Source organism: Ramlibacter algicola (genome assembly GCF_016641735.1).
GTDB lineage: Bacteria > Pseudomonadota > Gammaproteobacteria > Burkholderiales > Burkholderiaceae_C > Ramlibacter > Ramlibacter algicola.
This window is the reverse complement of the sequence record NZ_JAEDAO010000001.1, coordinates 3,431,763-3,447,489: the sequence shown is the minus strand read 5'-3', so window position 1 is coordinate 3,447,489 and position 15,727 is coordinate 3,431,763. Positions and strand designations below refer to the sequence as shown.

Sequence of the window (15,727 nt, the reverse complement as noted above, 5' to 3'; positions counted from 1 at the left end):
GGCCGGGCCTTCGCGGGAAGCGGGATCAGCTGATCTCCGCGAGGAACTTCTGCGCCTTCGTCTTCAGGTCGCCGCTGGCTTCGGCGATGACTTCCTGCGCGAGGCTGCGCGCGCCGTCGGCGTCGCCGATGGCGTTGAACTCCTCGGCGAGCGCCAGCTTGGTGGCCAGCGGGTCGTCGCTACCGTCGCCGGCTTCGGTGGGAATCTCCAGCTCGGGCATGTCCAGGCTGTCGGCCACCGGTGCGGGCGCCGAAGCGGCCGGGGCAGGCGCGGAACCGGGCAGGTCCAGCGACAGCGAGCCCATGTCGAACTCGATCATCCCGGAGTCCGCCGCGGGCGCGGGTGCGGCGGCCACGGGGGCCGGTGCCGCGGCGGGCGGGGTCAGGTCGAAGGCCAGGCCGTTGTCGGCGGCGACGGTGAGGTCGGGCGCGTCGAGTTGGATCGGCTCGGTGGACGCGGCTTCGGTCTTGGCCGTGCTGCTGAAGTCCATGTCCATCGGCGCGGCGACCGCCTGCAGCGGCTGCGTCCTGGAGAGCGCGCCGGGCACGAAGGTGGCGTCCGGATCCATCAGCGCGGGAGCGGGCTCGGCCGCGGCAGGTGCCGGGGCGGGCTCGTCACCGAGCGAGAAGTCGAGATCGAAATCCACGTCGACCGGGCCGGCCGCGGCGGCAGGTGCCGCCGTCGGCTCGGGCGAGGCTTCGAACTTGCCGGTGGACAGGTACGCGGTCTGCGCGCCGGCGGCAGCGGCCACCGCGGGCGCGACGGCCTGCGCCACGCCACCGGGCACCGGCTGGCCGCCGGGCTGGTACATCGGGTTCGACGGATCGAGTTCCTGGCCCAGTTCGCAGATCCGAGCCCACTCGGGACCTTCGCCATGCGTGAGCGTGTGCGCTTCGGCAGCCACCTGCTCGAAGGCCTTGGTGTCGCGGCGCTTGGCGTAGATCTCGAGCAGCTTGACGTGGATGGCGGCTCGCTGCGGGTTGATGCGCACCGCTTCCTTCAGGATCTCCTCGGCCTGCAGGTCGCGGCCGTAGGCGAGGTAGACGTCGGCTTCGGCGACCGGGTCGACGTCGCCAGCGGCGTCGAGCTGGCTGGGCGAATACACCATCGACGAGCCGCCCGTGGGCGTGCCCTCGGCGGTGTCGATGCGCTGGCCGCCGCTGGCGCCGAAGAACGAGTCCGGCTGCAGGCGGCTTTCCAGGAACGAGCTGTCGACCTGCGTGGCCTGGCGGCGCTGGCGCAGCTTCCAGGCGCCGAAGCCCAGCAGCAGGGCGAGCAGGCCGCCGAGGGCCGCGGGGACCAGCGGCTCGTCCAGCGCCTGGTCGAGGAGGGTCGGTTCCGGCTTCGGCGGCACGGCCGGCTTGCGGGCCGCCGCGGCCGGCTTGGCCGCCGGGGCGGTGTCCGGGGTCGCGGGAGCAACCGCGGCGGCGGGCGCCGACGCAGCCGTCGTGGCGGCCGGGGCACTGGCCGTCGAGGCTGCCGTCGTCGCGGTCGAAGGCGCGGACGCGGTGGTGGCTGCGGGTGCGGACGCGGTCACGGCCGGGGTGGTGGCCGGAGCCGCTGCGGGAGCCGACGCCGCCTTCGCGGCCGGAGCGCTGGCTGCGGCCTGCGTCCCTGCGGGCGTGCCCAGCGCGACCGCCGGGGTGCCCGGCTTGGCCGACGAGGCGGCAGCGGCAGTGCCGGCGGCCGGCGCGCTGGAGTTGCCCGTGAGGCCCTTCAGCTCGCTGAGGTTGCGATTCAGTTCGGCGATGCGGGTGGCCTGGTCCTGCGCGGCGCGATCGCGGGCGATCTTGTCCTCGCCACCCTTGGCCTGCACGGCGCCCTTGGACAGCGTGAGCTTGTCGGGAGCAGTGGCCGCGGGCTTCTTCTCCTCGACCTGGGCCTGCAGCTTGCCGCGGGTTTCGCGATCGGGACCCGCAACCGGAGCGGCGGGCACCGCTTCGGCGACCTTGCGACGGAATTCGTTGAAGTCGCGGCTCTGGGCGACCAGCGACTGCCGTGCTTCGGAAGCTTCGACCAGACCCGCCTGTTCCTGCGTCGGCATGTTCAGCACGGCGCCCGCGCGCAGGCGGTTGACGTTGCCGTTGACGAAGGCGTCCGGGTTGCTGCGCAGCATGGCGACCAGCATCTGGTCGAGCGACACGCTGGCCGGCTTGTTGGCGACCGCGATCTTGGCGGCGGTGTCACCGGACTGGACGGTGACCTGCTTGCCTTCGCCGGCGGGCGCGGCCGGTGCGGCGGCGGTCGACGGCTTGGCAGGCGATGCCGGCGTGCCGGCCGCGCGCTGGTCGCGGCCACTGGCTGCGCTGCGCGGCGGAACGGCAGACGGTTGCGCACTGGCTTGCGGCGGCAGCGGGGTCGCTTGCGCCGTCGTGGTGCCCTGGCCCTGGCGCAGCGCCGGCGGGTCGAAGAGCATCGTGAAGTCGCGGCGGATGCGGCCCGACGCCCAGTTGGTTTCCAGCACCACGTCCAGGAAGGGCTCGTTCACCGGCTTCCGGCCGGTCAGGCGCAGGAAGTAGCCGCCATCGCGGCGCTTCTCCAGCGTGACGACCACGTCGGACAGCGCGGGACTGAATTCGAGGCCCTGGGACTTGAACGTTTCCGGGTTCGCGATGGCCGCACGCAGGGTGGCGACCTCGTCCGCCGAAATCTCCGGCAGGTCGATGTCCGCACGCAGCGGTTCGCCCAGCGCCGACTGGACCGTGACACGGCCCAGCGCGAGTGCCTGTGCGTCAAAGGACGGCACCGACAGCAACGCGGCCGTGGCCAGCGCCACGGCTGTGGCTTGCCAGGATCGGGAGGGTTTGTGGTGAGTCCCCACTGCTCGTTCGGCGGGCAGTTTTGTTGTCTTCATGCGAACTGCGCCTTGCGGCGGAAATTGCTAAAACGACCTTAACATCAATGTCTTAGGGTGACAAGCTGAGACAAGGCTTGACGTCCCTTGCACTTTCCGCGGCACGGTTGAGCCCGCATTCATGTTGCCCGACCACAACGTGCTGTAACCAGTGGCTACAGCACGCCGGGTGCCCATCAGGACTCGAGCAGGATGCGCAGCATGCGGCGCAGCGGCTCGGCCGCGCCCCACAGCAGCTGGTCGCCGATCGTGTACGCGCCCAGGTACTCCGGTCCCATCGCCATCTTGCGCAGGCGCCCGACCGGGATGCCCAGGGTGCCAGTCACCGCGACCGGGGTCAGCTGCTGCAGCGTCGCCTCGCGCGTGTTCGGCACCACCTTCACCCAGGCGTTGTCGGCCGCGATCATGGCTTCAATGTCCGCCAGCGGCACGTCCTTCTTGAGCTTGAAGGTCAGCGCCTGGCTGTGGCAGCGCATCGCGCCGACACGCACGCAGAACCCGTCCACCGGGACCGCGGGCGTGCCGAAGCCTTCGCCCTGGCCGAGGATCTTGTTGGTCTCGGCGCCGGCCTTCCACTCCTCGCGCGACACGCCGCCGCCCAGGTCCTTGTCGATCCAGGGGATCAGCGAGCCGCCCAGCGGGACGCCGAAGTTCTCGGTTTCGGACGCGCCCATGGACTGCTGGCGCGCGAGCACCTTGCGGTCGATTTCCAGGATCGCGGACTTGGGATCGGCGAGCAGGCCCTTGACCTCGGCGTTGAGCGTGCCGAACTGGGTGAGCAGTTCGCGCATGTGCTGCGCGCCGCCGCCGGACGCGGCCTGGTAGGTCATGCTGCTCATCCACTCGACCAGCCCGGCCTTGTAGAGCGCCCCGACGCCCATGAGCATGCAGCTGACCGTGCAGTTGCCGCCGACCCAGTTGCGGCCGCCCTTGGCGAGCGCATTCCTGATCACCGGCAGGTTGACGGGGTCGAGCACGATGACCGCGTCGTCCTTCATGCGCAGCGTCGAGGCCGCGTCGATCCAGTGGCCGGTCCAGCCGGCCGCGCGCAGCTTGGGGAACACCTCGGTCGTGTAGTCGCCGCCCTGGCAGGTGATCACGACGTCGCAGCGCTTGAGCGCATCGATGTCGAACGCGTCTTGCAGAGTCGCCTCGTTCCTCGCCTGGGCGGGCGCCTTGCCGCCGGCATTGGAGGTGGAGAAGAACAGCGGCTCGACCAGGCCGAAGTCGCCTTCGGCCTGCATGCGGTCCATGAGGACCGAGCCGACCATGCCGCGCCAGCCCACGAGGCCGACCAGCGGTTGTTGTGCCTTGGAGAGTGCCATCGTCGTCACGCCTTTCAGTTGAATCCTGGTCCCCCGGCTCGTCTGGCCCGGGGGAGGCGCGCGACGAACCGGAGCTTGCTAGCCCTTGGTGGTTTTCTTGGTGATCGCGGCCACGACGGCGTCGCCCATGGCGCGGGTGCCGACCTTCGTGGTGCCTTCGGAATGGATGTCCGCCGTGCGCAGTCCCTGGGCCAGCACCGACTGCACCGCGGACTCGATGCGGTCGGCGGCTTCAGCTTGCTGGAGGGAGTAGCGGAGCATCATGGCTGCGGACAGGATTGTAGCCAATGGATTGGCCACGCCCTTGCCGGCGATGTCCGGCGCGCTGCCGTGGCTCGGCTCGTACAGGCCCTGCTTGCCGGCGTTCAGACTGGCAGACGGCAGCATGCCGATGGAGCCCGTGAGCATCGCGGCTTCGTCCGAGAGGATGTCGCCGAACATGTTGCCGGTGACCACGACGTCGAAGAACTTGGGGTTCTTCACCAGTTGCATCGCCGCGTTGTCGACGTACATGTGGTCGAGCGTCACGTCGGCGTACTGCTTGCCCACTTCGGTGAGCACGTCCTTCCACAGTTGCGAGGTTTCGAGCACGTTGGCCTTGTCGACGCTGGTGACGTGCTTGTTGCGCTTGCGCGCGGCGTCGAACGCGACGTGCGCGATGCGCTCGATCTCCGGGCGCGAGTACCGCATCGTGTCGAACGCTTCCTCGGCGCCGGCGAACGCGCCATCGGGCGAGGAGCGGCGGCCGCGCGGCTGGCCGAAGTAGATATCGCCGGTCAGCTCGCGCACGATCAGGATGTCCAGGCCCGCGACGAGCTCGGGCTTCAGGCTCGAGGCGTGCGTCAGCTGCTCGTAGCAGATGGCCGGCCGCAGGTTGGCGAACAGGCCCAGGTGCTTGCGCAGCCCGAGCAGCGCCTGCTCGGGCCGCAGGTGGCGTTCCAGCTTGTCGTACTTCCAGTCGCCGACGGCGCCGAACAGGATCGCATCGGAGGCCTTCGCGAGCTTCAAGGTCGCTTCGGGCAGCGGGTGGCCGTGCGCGTCGTAGGCGGCGCCGCCGACCGGCGCAGCCTCGACGTCGAACTTCAGGTCGAGCACCTTCAGCACCTTCAGGGCCTCGGCGACGATCTCGGGACCGATGCCGTCGCCGGGCAGGACTGCGATCTTCATGGGCGGATCTCTTTCTTCGATGGGGTGGCGCCGCTGCCGGCGAGCGCGGCGCGCAGGCGATCCAGCAGGGCAGGGTTGCGCGCGGGCCGTTGCAAGGCCAGCAGCGCGATGTTGTCGGCGAGCGTTTCCTCGGGATGCAACACGTAGCCGGTGTTGCCCCCGAGCCGCTGCAGGTAGGCCGGCAGCGCCTCGATGGGCCACCAGAGCAGCTGGCCGTCGCGGCGGACCGGCTGGCTCGGCTGGCCGTTCGTTCCCGGCGTGATCGCGAGCACGCGCACCTGCAGGACATGGAAGAAGCTTTCACCCGGGCGCAGCTGCGTGCGGCCCGCGACGAGGAGCGGCACGACCCACTGCCGGCCCGCGGGCGTGTCCAGCTGCATCGCGTGGCGCGAATGCGGCGCATCGGGATTGGAGATGCGCGCGTCGAGCCACTCGCGAGGCCACGCGAGGTCGGCGACGGGCTCGAAGCCCAGTTCGCGGTAGAGGCGCGTGGCCAGCTGCGGGTTCGCGCGCGAGGTGACGTGCACGATCTCGTGCACCAGCACGAAGGCGTCGCGCGGCCCCGCTTCGCCATCGCGCGGCATGAAGATCGCCCGGCCGCGCGTGTACGGCGCGCCGGCGGCATCGGAGCCGTCGGTGCACACGATCGTCACGGGCCAGGGGACCGGCAGGCCGATCTCGCGGATGCGGGGCAGCGCGGTGGCGGCCGCCGCGTTCCAGCGTTGCTGCTCCTGCTCGCTGCACGCATGGCCGGCCCGCGCGAGCGCCGCCTTGAACTCGGGAACGTCCACTGCGCCCGCGCTCCCGAGCGTTGCAGCCCGCTGGAACGGGCTCGTGGTGGCCATCCAGTCGTCGTCGGCCACGAGCGCCGCCCGCGCTTCGTCGGCACGGGCGAAACGCAACGCGCCCGGCCGTGCGTCCTGCGCCGACGCAGCGAACGACAGGACGGCGGCCAGCGCGGCCGCGGCGGCACGCAGGCGCATCAACGCGCGCCCAGCGTGTGCGCCAGCCAGGGCTTGGTCGCGAGGCGGTGCGCCTCGAACGCGCGAATCTTGTCGGACTGCCGCAGCGTGAGGCCGATGTCGTCGAAGCCGTTGAGCAGGCAGTATTTGCGGAACGGTTGCACGTCGAAGGGAATGGCGTCGCCCTGCGCCTTCGTGATCACCTGGCGGTCCAGGTCCACGGTCAGCTCGTAGCCCGGGAACGCATGCACCTCGTCGAACAGCTGCGCCACGACGGACTCGGGCAGCACGATGGGCAGCACGCCGTTCTTGAAGCAGTTGTTGAAGAAGATGTCGGCGTAGCTCGGCGCGATCAGCGCGCGGAACCCGTATTGCTGCAGCGCCCAGGGCGCGTGCTCGCGCGACGAGCCGCAACCGAAGTTCTTGCGCGCCAGCAGGATCGACGCGCCCTTGTAGCGCGGCTGGTTCAGCACGAAGTCCGGGTTGGGCTTGCGGCTGGCCGGGTCCTGGCCCGGGTAGCCCGGATCCAGGTAGCGCCACTCGTCGAACAGGTTGGGCCCGAAGCCCGTCTTGCGGATCGACTTGAGGAACTGCTTGGGGATGATCGCGTCGGTGTCGACGTTCTCGCGGTCCATCGGGGCGACGAGCCCCTTGTGGACGGTGAACTTGTCCATGTGTTTGCTCCTGCAGGGCTGGCCGATGCCGCCCCCTCTAGTCCGTCACTTCTTGGCCGCGTTCTCGATCGCGTTGCCGGCCTTCTGGATGTCCTGGCCGGCGCCCTTGATGGTGTTGCACCCGGCCAGCACGAACAGGCAGGCGAGCAGCGTGGCGATCGTTTTCTTCATGGAGCCTCCTCAGGCGAATTGACGGACATCGACGAAATGGCCGTGCACCGCCGCCGCCGCGGCCATCGCGGGGCTGACCAGGTGCGTGCGGCCGCCCGCACCCTGGCGGCCCTCGAAATTGCGGTTGCTGGTGGACGCGCAGCGCTCGCCCGGCTCGAGCCGGTCGGCGTTCATCGCCAGGCACATCGAGCAGCCCGGTTCGCGCCAGTCGAAGCCCGCGGCCTTGAAGATCTCGTGCAGCCCTTCGCGCTCGGCCTGTTCCTTCACCAGGCCGGAGCCCGGCACCACCATCGCGAGCTTCACGTTCTTGGCCACCTTCTGCCCGAGGCGCTTGACCACCGCGGCGGCCTCGCGGATGTCCTCGATGCGGCTGTTGGTGCACGAGCCGATGAACACCTTGTCGACGAAGATGTCCTGCACCGGCTTGCCGGGTTCCAGGCCCATGTAGGTCAGCGCGCGCTCGATGGCGCCCCGCCTGGAGTCGTCCTTCTCGGCATCCGGGTCCGGCACGCGGCCGTCCACGCCCGTGACCATCTCGGGCGACGTGCCCCAGGTCACCTGCGGCCGGATCGCGGCGGCGTCCAGGTCGACCACCGCGTCGAACCCCGCGCCGGGGTCGGACTGCAGCGTGCGCCAGTAGGCGACCGCCTGGTCCCATTCCACGCCTGTGGGCGAGAGCGGGCGGCCCTTCAGGTACTCGATGGTCTTGTCGTCCACCGCGACCAGTCCCGCGCGGGCGCCGGCCTCGATGGCCATGTTGCACACGGTCATGCGGCCTTCCATCGACAGTGCGCGGATGGCCGAACCGGCGAACTCGATCGTGTAGCCGGTGCCGCCCGCGGTGCCGATGCGGCCGATGATGGCCAGCACGATGTCCTTGGCGGTGACGCCGCGGGCCAGCTGGCCCTCGACGCGCACCAGCATGTTCTTCGCCTTCTTGGCCAGCAGCGTCTGCGTGGCCAGCACGTGCTCCACCTCGCTGGTGCCGATGCCGTGCGCGAGCGCGCCGAACGCGCCGTGCGTGGACGTGTGCGAATCGCCGCACACCACCGTCATGCCCGGCAGCGTCGCGCCCTGCTCGGGACCGATCACGTGCACGATGCCCTGGCGCTTGGACAGGAACGGGAAGTACGCGGCGGCGCCGAACTCCTGCATGTTCTTGTCGAGGGTCGTGACCTGTTCCTTGCTGATCGGGTCGTCGATGCCGTCGTAGCCGCGCTCCCAGCCGGTGGTGGGCGTGTTGTGGTCGGCGGTGGCGACGACGGAGCTCACGCGCCACACCTTGCGGCCGCTTTCGCGCAGGCCTTCGTACGCCTGCGGGCTCGTCACCTCGTGCACGAGATGGCGGTCGATGTAGAGGATGGCGGTGCCGTCCTCCTCGGTGTGGACGACGTGCTCGTCCCAGATCTTGTCGTAGAGGGTGCGGGCCATGGCGTGGTCCTGTTCGGTTGGATTCTAGTGGTCGGGTCTAGGCGGCCCGGCGATCGTCCAGCAGGGGATCGGCGGTGGCGCACAGGTGGTCGACGAGCATGCGCGCGGTGACGGGCAGCGCGTCGAAGTCGCGCGCCAGCAGGTCGATGTCGCGCACCGCCCAGTCGTCGCGCAGCGGCACGGCCTGCAGGTCGCCGACGCCGCGCAGCAGCTCGAAGGCGCGATCGGGCAGCAGGCCGATGCCCAGCCGGTTGTGGACCATGCGGCACAGCGCATCGAGCCCGGTGACGCGCACGCGCAGCGGGATGTCCTTGCCGGCGGCGGCAGCGGCGCGGCGCATCGCGACGTCGATCGCGCTGTTGCCGCTCATGCCGATCTGGTCGTGGTCCAGCGTGTCGGCGTACCAGACCGCGTCGTAGGCAGCAAGCGGGTGGCCGCGCGGCACGGCGACCACCAGGCGGTCCTGCCGATAGCGGCGCACCTGCAGGTCCGCGAGCGCGCCGGTCGTGTTGCAGATGCCGACGTCGGCATCGCCGTCGCGCACCGCGCGCACGACTTCGGCGCTGACGTGCTCCTCGAGATCGAGCTTGACCTGCGGATGCCGGCGCGCGAAGCCCGCCAGGTCCTCCGGCAGGAATTGCACGATGGCCGACAGGTTGGCGTGGATGCGCACGTGCCCGCGAACGCCCTGCGCGAATTCGCTCAGTTCGCCCTGCATGCGCTCGAGGCTGAAGAGGACCGAGCGCGCGTGGTGCAGGAAGGTCTCGCCCGCGGGCGTGAGTTCGACGCCGCGCGGGCGCCGATACAGCAACGGGGTGCCGAGGGCGGCTTCGAGGTCCGAGAGTCGCTTGCTCACGGCGGACGCCGCGATGAACTCCTGCCCCGCGGCGCGGCCGATCGACCCGGCCTCGCAGACGGCGACGAACAGCTGGAGGGACGTGAGGTCCAGCCGGCGCGCGAAGCTGCGTTCGGTGCTTTGCATTCGTCAGGGAAGAAGGTCGATGGCCATTCTCCCTCGGTGGCGATGCCCTCCCATCGCGGATGGAGATGGGTGTGGGCTCGTCCGGGCATGAAAAAGCCCGCCGGAGCGGGCTTTGTCCCAACGCGAAGCCGGATCAGCGCTGGGCGATCGGCTGCACGTCGCGCTTGGTGGCGCCGGTGAACAGCTGGCGCGGGCGGCCGATCTTGTACTCGGGATCGGCCAGCATCTCGTTGAGCTGCGCGATCCAGCCGACGGTGCGGGCCAGCGCGAAGATGCCCGTGAACAGGCCGACCGGGATTCCGATGGCGCGCTGTACGATGCCCGAGTAGAAGTCGACGTTCGGGTACAGCTTGCGCGAGACGAAGTACTCGTCTTCCAGCGCGATCTTCTCCAGCGACATGGCCAGCTTGAACAGCGGGTCGTTTTCCAGGCCCAGCTCCTGCAGCACCTCGTGGCAGGTCTCGCGCATCAGCTTGGCACGCGGGTCGTAGTTCTTGTAGACGCGATGGCCGAAGCCCATCAGGCGGACGCCGGAGTTCTTGTCCTTCACCTTGGAGACGAACTCGCCGATCTTGGCGACGCCGCCCATCTGCTGGATGTCCTCCAGCATGTTCAGCGCGGCTTCGTTGGCGCCGCCGTGGGCGGGACCCCAGAGGCACGCGACGCCGGCGGCGATGGCCGCGAACGGGTTCGTGCCCGAGCTGCCGCACAGGCGCACGGTGGAGGTGGACGCGTTCTGCTCGTGGTCGGCGTGCAGGATGAAGATGCGGTCCATCGCGCGCACCAGCACGTCGTTGGGCTCGTACTCCTCGCACGGCGTCGCGAACATCATGCGCATGAAGTTCGCCGAGTACGACAGGTCGTTCTTCGGGTAGATGTACGGCTGGCCGACGGAGTACTTGTAGGTCATCGCGACCAGCGTCGGCATCTTCGCGATCAGCCGGATCGCCGAGATCTCGCGGTGCTCGGGGTTATTGATGTCGGTGCTGTCGTGGTAGAAGGCCGACAGGGCGCCCACCAGGCCGGTCATCACCGCCATCGGGTGCGCGTCGCGGCGGAAGCCGCGCAGGAAGAACTGCATCTGCTCGTTGACCATCGTGTGGTTGGTCACGCGCGAGACGAAATCGGTCTTCTGCGCCTGGTTGGGCAGTTCACCCTTGAGCAGCAGGTAGCAGGTCTCGAGGAAGTCGCACTTCGTGGCCAGCTGCTCGATGGGGTAGCCGCGGTACAGCAGCTCGCCCTTATCGCCGTCGATGTACGTGATGGTCGACTGGCACGACGCCGTCGACATGAAGCCGGGGTCGTACGTGAACATGCCCGTCTGCGCGTACAGCTTGCGGATGTCGATCACGTCCGGGCCGATGGTGCCCTTGTAGACGGGCAGCTCGACGCTGGGGCTGCCGCTGGAGAACGACAGGGTGGCTTTGTTGTCGGCGAGTTTCATGGCGTTTCCTTGGGTGATCGGTGGGCGCGCTCAGCGCGAGCGCAGCAGCTTCAGCAATCCATGGACTTCGGGACGGTCGAGCTCGCCGGCGGGCTCGCGGCGCGACAGCAGCAGGTCCAGCAGGTCATTGTCGGCGAGTTGCATCAACTCCTCGAGCAACTCGCCCTGCCGAGCGGTGAGGGTCGCCGCGTGCCGCGAGAAGAAGCGTTCCAGGACGAGGTCGTTCTCCAGCAGCCCGCGCCGGCAGCGCCAGCGCAGCTTGCCGACGGCGTGATCGTCCAGGAGCGCTTCCGCCACGCGTGCCTCAGATGGCCCGGCGGACCATCAGCTCCTTGATCTTGCCGATGGCGGCCGTCGGGTTGAGGCCCTTCGGGCAGACGTCCGTGCAGTTCATGATCGTGTGGCAGCGGAACAGGCGGTACGGGTCCTCGAGGTTGTCGAGGCGCTCGCCGGTCGCCTGGTCGCGGCTGTCGGCGATGAAGCGGTAGGCCTGCAGCAGGCCGGCCGGGCCGACGAACTTGTCCGGGTTCCACCAGAAGCTGGGGCAGCTGGTGGAGCAGCTGGCGCACAGGATGCATTCGTACAGGCCGTTGAGCTCTTCGCGCTCCTCGGGGGACTGCAGGCGTTCCTTCTCGGGCGGGATCTCGTCGTTGACGAGGTAGGGCTTGATCGAGTGGTACTGCTTGAAGAAGTCCGTCATGTCGACGATCAGGTCGCGCACGACGGGCAGGCCGGGCAGGGGCTTGAGGACGATCGGATCCTTCAGCGTGCGCATGTTCGTCAGGCACGCCAGGCCGTTCTTGCCGTTGATGTTCATCGCGTCCGAGCCGCACACGCCTTCGCGGCAGGAGCGGCGGAACGACAGCGTCGGGTCCTGCGCCTTGAGCTTCATCAGCGCGTCGAGCAGCATGCGCTCGTTGCCCTCGAGCTCGATCTCGACCGTCTGCATGTAAGGCTTGGCGTCCTTGTCCGGGTCGTAGCGGTAGATCTGGAACGTGCGTTTCTGCATGGTGCTTCGAGGGAATCTAGGTGCTTTGGTGCCGCCGTGGAAGTCCGTAGGACAACGTACCGATCAGAACGTGCGCACCTTCGGCGGCACGGAGTCGACCGTCAGCGGCTTCATCTTCACGGGCTTGTAGGTGAGCGAATTGCCCTGGCTGTGCCACAGCGTGTGCTTCATCCAGTTGGCATCGTCGCGGCCGAGCGGCGCGACCGGGTCGTCGGCCGGCTTCTCGTAGTCGCTGACGGTGTGGGCGCCGCGGCATTCCTTGCGGGCGGCTGCCGACACCATGGTCGCCTGCGCGCACTCGATGAGGTTCTCGACCTCCAGCGCTTCCACGCGGGCCGTGTTGAACACCATCGACTTGTCCTGCATCGCGATCGCATTCACGCGTTCGCGGATGGCGGCGATCTTCTGCACGCCTTCGTCCATGCTCGACTGCGTGCGGAACACGCCCGCGTGGCGCTGCATGGTGGCGCGGATGTCGTTGGCCACGTCCTGGGCGTATTCGCCACCGGTGGCCGAGTCCAGTCGCGCGAGACGCTCTAGCGTGCGGTCCGCGGCGTCCTTGGGCAGGTCCTTGTGGGCCTTGGTGCGCGAGGCGAACTCGACGATGTGGTTGCCGGCCGCGCGGCCGAACACCAGCAGGTCCAGCAGCGAGTTGGTGCCCAGGCGGTTGGCGCCGTGCACGCTGACGCAGGAGCATTCGCCCACCGCGTAGAGGCCGTTGACCACCGCGTTGTGGTCGTCCGCGGTCTGCGTCACCACCTGGCCGTGGATGTTGGTCGGGATGCCGCCCATCTGGTAGTGGATCGTGGGCACGACCGGGATCGGCTCCTTGGTGATGTCGACGTTGGCGAAGTTGATGCCGATCTCGTACACCGACGGCAGGCGCTTGTGGATGGTCTCCGCGCCCAGGTGGTCCAGCTTGAGCAGCACGTAGTCCTTGTTGGGACCGCAGCCGCGACCTTCCTTGATCTCCTGGTCCATCGAACGCGACACGAAGTCGCGCGGCGCCAGGTCCTTCAGCGTGGGCGCGTAGCGCTCCATGAAGCGCTCGCCATTGCTGTTCAGCAGGATGGCGCCTTCGCCGCGGCAGCCTTCGGTGAGCAGCACGCCCGCGCCGGCCACGCCGGTCGGGTGGAACTGCCAGAACTCCATGTCCTCGAGCGGGATGCCGGCGCGCGCCGCCATGCCCAGCCCGTCGCCGGTGTTGATGAACGCGTTGGTCGACGCGGCGAAGATGCGGCCCGCGCCGCCGGTGGCCAGCAGCGTGGTCTTGGCTTCCAGGATGTGCAGGTCGCCCGTCTCCATCTCCAGCGCGGTGACGCCGACGACGTCGCCTTCGGCATCGCGGATCAGGTCCAGCGCCATCCACTCGACGAAGAAACTGGTGCGCGCCTTGACGTTCTGCTGGTACAGCGTGTGCAGCATCGCGTGCCCGGTGCGGTCGGCCGCGGCGCAGGCGCGCTGCACGGGCTTCTCGCCGTAGTTGGCCGTGTGGCCGCCGAACGGGCGCTGGTAGATGGTGCCGTCCGGGTTGCGGTCGAACGGCATGCCCATGTGCTCGAGGTCGTAGACCACGTGCGGCGCCTCGCGGCACATGAACTCGATCGCGTCCTGGTCGCCCAGCCAGTCACCGCCCTTGACGGTGTCGTAGAAGTGGTAGTGCCAGTTGTCCTCGGACATGTTGCCCAGCGACGCGCCGATGCCGCCTTGCGCGGCGACGGTGTGCGAGCGGGTGGGGAACACCTTGGACAGGACGGCGACGTTGAGGCCGGCGCGCGCGAGTTGCAGGGACGCGCGCATGCCGGAGCCGCCCGCACCGACGATGACGACGTCGAAGCGGCGGCGGGTGATGTTCTTGCTGCTGTAGGCCATTTGCTGTCGGCGCTCAGAGGCGCCAGAGGACTTGCAGGGCCCAGCCGGCACAGCCGGTGAGCCACACGATCACGAACACCTGCAGCACGAGGCGCAGGAACACCGGCTTGATGTAGTCCATCAGCACGTCGCGCATGCCGACCCACACGTGCCAGAGGAGCGAGGCGATGACGGAGAAGGTCAGCACCTTCATCCACTGCGCCGCGAAGATGCCGGCCCACTTGTCGTAGCCGATGGGACCGCGCGTGAGCAGCAGCTGGCCGAGGACCAGCAGGGTGAAGATGGTCATCACGACCGCGGTGACGCGCTGGCTGAGCCAGTCGCGCATGCCGTAGTGCGCGCCGACGACGGTGCGCTGCGAGCCGTAGTTGACGGGGCCTTGACGCTTGGGGACGCTCATGGGGATCTCTCGTTCAGTACAGGCCGAACAGCTTGGCCGCGAGCACGACGGTGAGGACGATGCTGGCGACCAGCACGACCTTGGCGCTCTTGCCGCCGAACTGCTTGGTCGTCGCCGCGTGGCTGACGTCCATCCACAGGTGGCGCACGCCGGCGAACACGTGGTGCAGGTAGGCCCAGATCAGCGCGAGCACGACCAGCTTGACGAACCAGCCCGGCACGAAGCCGAGGCCGTTGGTGAAGGCGGAACGGAAGCGCGCGAACGACACCTCGGAGGTGACGGACGTGTCGAACATCCAGATGATGAAGGGCAGCAACACGAACATCAGCATGCCGCTGACGCGGTGGAGGATGGACACCCAGCCCGGCGCCGGCAGGCGGTAGGTGGGCAGGTCGCGCAAGGCGTTGATGTTGCGGAATTCCGGCCGCTTCTGGGCTGTCTGCATGGGCGGGAGCTTTCTGGGGTCGCGTGTGCGAAATGGCGCGGGCGTGCCGCGGACAACACACGATTCTATTTCACTGCAACAAGCTGACACGGCGGTTGCAAGGGACTCGACAGGTCCGCCGGGTCACTTGCGCGCGCGCGGCGTTCACGCGAGCACGTTGCGGTAGTGGCGGTCGCCGGTGCGGTACAGGCCGCGCCGCAACTCCATGGGCAGGCCGTTGTAGGTCGAAGCGATGCGTTCCACGCTGAGCAGCGGCGTGCCCGGGGAGACGGCCAGCAACGCGGCCTGCTGCTCGTCGGCGGCGACGGCGCGGATCTTCTCCTCGGCGCGCACCATGCGCACGCCGAACTCGAGCTCGAACATCGCGTACGTCGGCCCGGGGTAGTCGGCCATCTGTTCGGCCGTCAGGCCCTTGAACGGGCCACCGGGGAGCCACAGGTCTTCCAGGATCGTCGGCACGCCCGCGAACGACAGCACGCGGCGCACCTGCACCACCGGCTCGCCGGAGCGCAGCGCGAGCGCGCGTGCGATGTCGCCGGTGGCACGCGAGCGCCGGCATTCGAGGATCGTGCGCTGCGCGGGGCCATTGGCATCGCGGTCGCCGCTGTCGGGCACGAGCCGCAGGAAGCGGTACTGCACGTGCTGCTCGGCATGCGTCGCGACGAAGGTGCCCTTGCCCTGGCGACGCACCAGCAGGTGCTCGGCCGCGAGCTCGTCGATGGCCTTGCGCACCGTGCCCTGGCTGACGCGGTAGCGCGCGGCCAGGTCGATTTCGCTGGGGATCGCCTCGCCCGGCTTCCACTCGCCCTGCTGCAGGCTTTGCAGGATCAGGTCCTTGATCTGCTGGTACAGCGGGCTGAACGCGGGCGTCGCCGGCAGGGCGCCGGCGTCGTCCGGGAAGGGCGGGGTGGGCATGGGTCCGGGAGGGCGTCCGAGGCCCGATCATATCTTCTATAAGACATAAGACAAATTGCCGCGCCAGGGTCGCCAT

General features: G+C 69.0%; 15 protein-coding genes. All 15 read right to left on the bottom strand.

All coding sequences use genetic code 11. The annotated features are described in order from the left end of the window. Nucleotides 1–25: 25 nt before the first annotated feature. Nucleotides 26–2,776: a FimV/HubP family polar landmark protein gene (locus tag I8E28_RS16910; RefSeq protein WP_338050795.1), complete on the bottom strand. Its 2,751-nt coding sequence runs from the start codon at nucleotides 2,774–2,776 to the stop codon at nucleotides 26–28. 254 nt (nucleotides 2,777–3,030) lie between these two features. Then, complete coding sequence (gene asd, locus I8E28_RS16905) at nucleotides 3,031–4,179, bottom strand: aspartate-semialdehyde dehydrogenase (protein ID WP_200789283.1); 1,149 nt, start codon at nucleotides 4,177–4,179, stop codon at nucleotides 3,031–3,033. 78 nt (nucleotides 4,180–4,257) lie between these two features. Further along, entirely contained in the window at nucleotides 4,258–5,346 is a 1,089-nt protein-coding gene (gene leuB, locus I8E28_RS16900) for a 3-isopropylmalate dehydrogenase (protein ID WP_200789282.1), read from the bottom strand. Beyond that, nucleotides 5,343–6,329 (bottom strand): hypothetical protein, encoded by a 987-nt coding sequence (locus I8E28_RS16895; protein WP_200789281.1) that lies wholly within the window; start codon nucleotides 6,327–6,329, stop codon nucleotides 5,343–5,345. The genes leuB and I8E28_RS16895 overlap by 4 nt, the downstream gene beginning before the upstream one ends. Beyond that, nucleotides 6,329–6,982 carry a 3-isopropylmalate dehydratase small subunit gene (leuD, locus tag I8E28_RS16890; RefSeq protein WP_200789280.1) on the bottom strand — a complete coding sequence of 218 codons (654 nt, stop codon included), beginning with the start codon at nucleotides 6,980–6,982 and terminating at the stop codon, nucleotides 6,329–6,331. Before leuD ends, I8E28_RS16895 begins: the two co-directional genes overlap by 1 nt. A gap of 45 nt (nucleotides 6,983–7,027) precedes the next feature. Continuing rightward, nucleotides 7,028–7,153 (bottom strand): entericidin A/B family lipoprotein, encoded by a 126-nt coding sequence (locus tag I8E28_RS16885; protein WP_200789279.1) that lies wholly within the window; start codon nucleotides 7,151–7,153, stop codon nucleotides 7,028–7,030. 9 nt (nucleotides 7,154–7,162) lie between these two features. Continuing rightward, nucleotides 7,163–8,584: a 3-isopropylmalate dehydratase large subunit gene (gene leuC, locus I8E28_RS16880; RefSeq protein WP_200789278.1), complete on the bottom strand. Its 1,422-nt coding sequence runs from the start codon at nucleotides 8,582–8,584 to the stop codon at nucleotides 7,163–7,165. Between the two features lie 37 nt (nucleotides 8,585–8,621). Next, nucleotides 8,622–9,566, bottom strand: coding sequence for a LysR family transcriptional regulator (locus I8E28_RS16875; protein ID WP_200789277.1), 945 nt, complete (start codon nucleotides 9,564–9,566; stop codon nucleotides 8,622–8,624). A 133-nt stretch (nucleotides 9,567–9,699) separates the two neighbouring features. Continuing rightward, nucleotides 9,700–11,010: a citrate synthase gene (gltA, locus tag I8E28_RS16870; RefSeq protein ID WP_200789276.1), complete on the bottom strand. Its 1,311-nt coding sequence runs from the start codon at nucleotides 11,008–11,010 to the stop codon at nucleotides 9,700–9,702. 30 nt (nucleotides 11,011–11,040) lie between these two features. Further along, nucleotides 11,041–11,307, bottom strand: coding sequence for a succinate dehydrogenase assembly factor 2 (locus I8E28_RS16865; RefSeq protein ID WP_200789275.1), 267 nt, complete (start codon nucleotides 11,305–11,307; stop codon nucleotides 11,041–11,043). A gap of 7 nt (nucleotides 11,308–11,314) precedes the next feature. Further along, nucleotides 11,315–12,019, bottom strand: a complete 705-nt coding sequence (locus I8E28_RS16860) for a succinate dehydrogenase iron-sulfur subunit (protein ID WP_200789274.1) — start codon at nucleotides 12,017–12,019, stop codon at nucleotides 11,315–11,317. A gap of 63 nt (nucleotides 12,020–12,082) precedes the next feature. Beyond that, nucleotides 12,083–13,891 (bottom strand): succinate dehydrogenase flavoprotein subunit, encoded by a 1,809-nt coding sequence (gene sdhA, locus I8E28_RS16855; RefSeq protein ID WP_200789273.1) that lies wholly within the window; start codon nucleotides 13,889–13,891, stop codon nucleotides 12,083–12,085. Nucleotides 13,892–13,904: 13 nt separating this feature from the next. Further along, nucleotides 13,905–14,291 carry a succinate dehydrogenase, hydrophobic membrane anchor protein gene (gene sdhD, locus I8E28_RS16850; RefSeq protein ID WP_200789272.1) on the bottom strand — a complete coding sequence of 129 codons (387 nt, stop codon included), beginning with the start codon at nucleotides 14,289–14,291 and terminating at the stop codon, nucleotides 13,905–13,907. Nucleotides 14,292–14,304: 13 nt separating this feature from the next. Then, nucleotides 14,305–14,736: a succinate dehydrogenase, cytochrome b556 subunit gene (sdhC, locus tag I8E28_RS16845; protein WP_200789271.1), complete on the bottom strand. Its 432-nt coding sequence runs from the start codon at nucleotides 14,734–14,736 to the stop codon at nucleotides 14,305–14,307. A 144-nt stretch (nucleotides 14,737–14,880) separates the two neighbouring features. Beyond that, a complete protein-coding gene (locus I8E28_RS16840; protein ID WP_200789270.1) occupies nucleotides 14,881–15,651 on the bottom strand; it encodes a GntR family transcriptional regulator in 771 nt (256 codons plus the stop codon). Nucleotides 15,652–15,727: the final 76 nt, after the last annotated feature.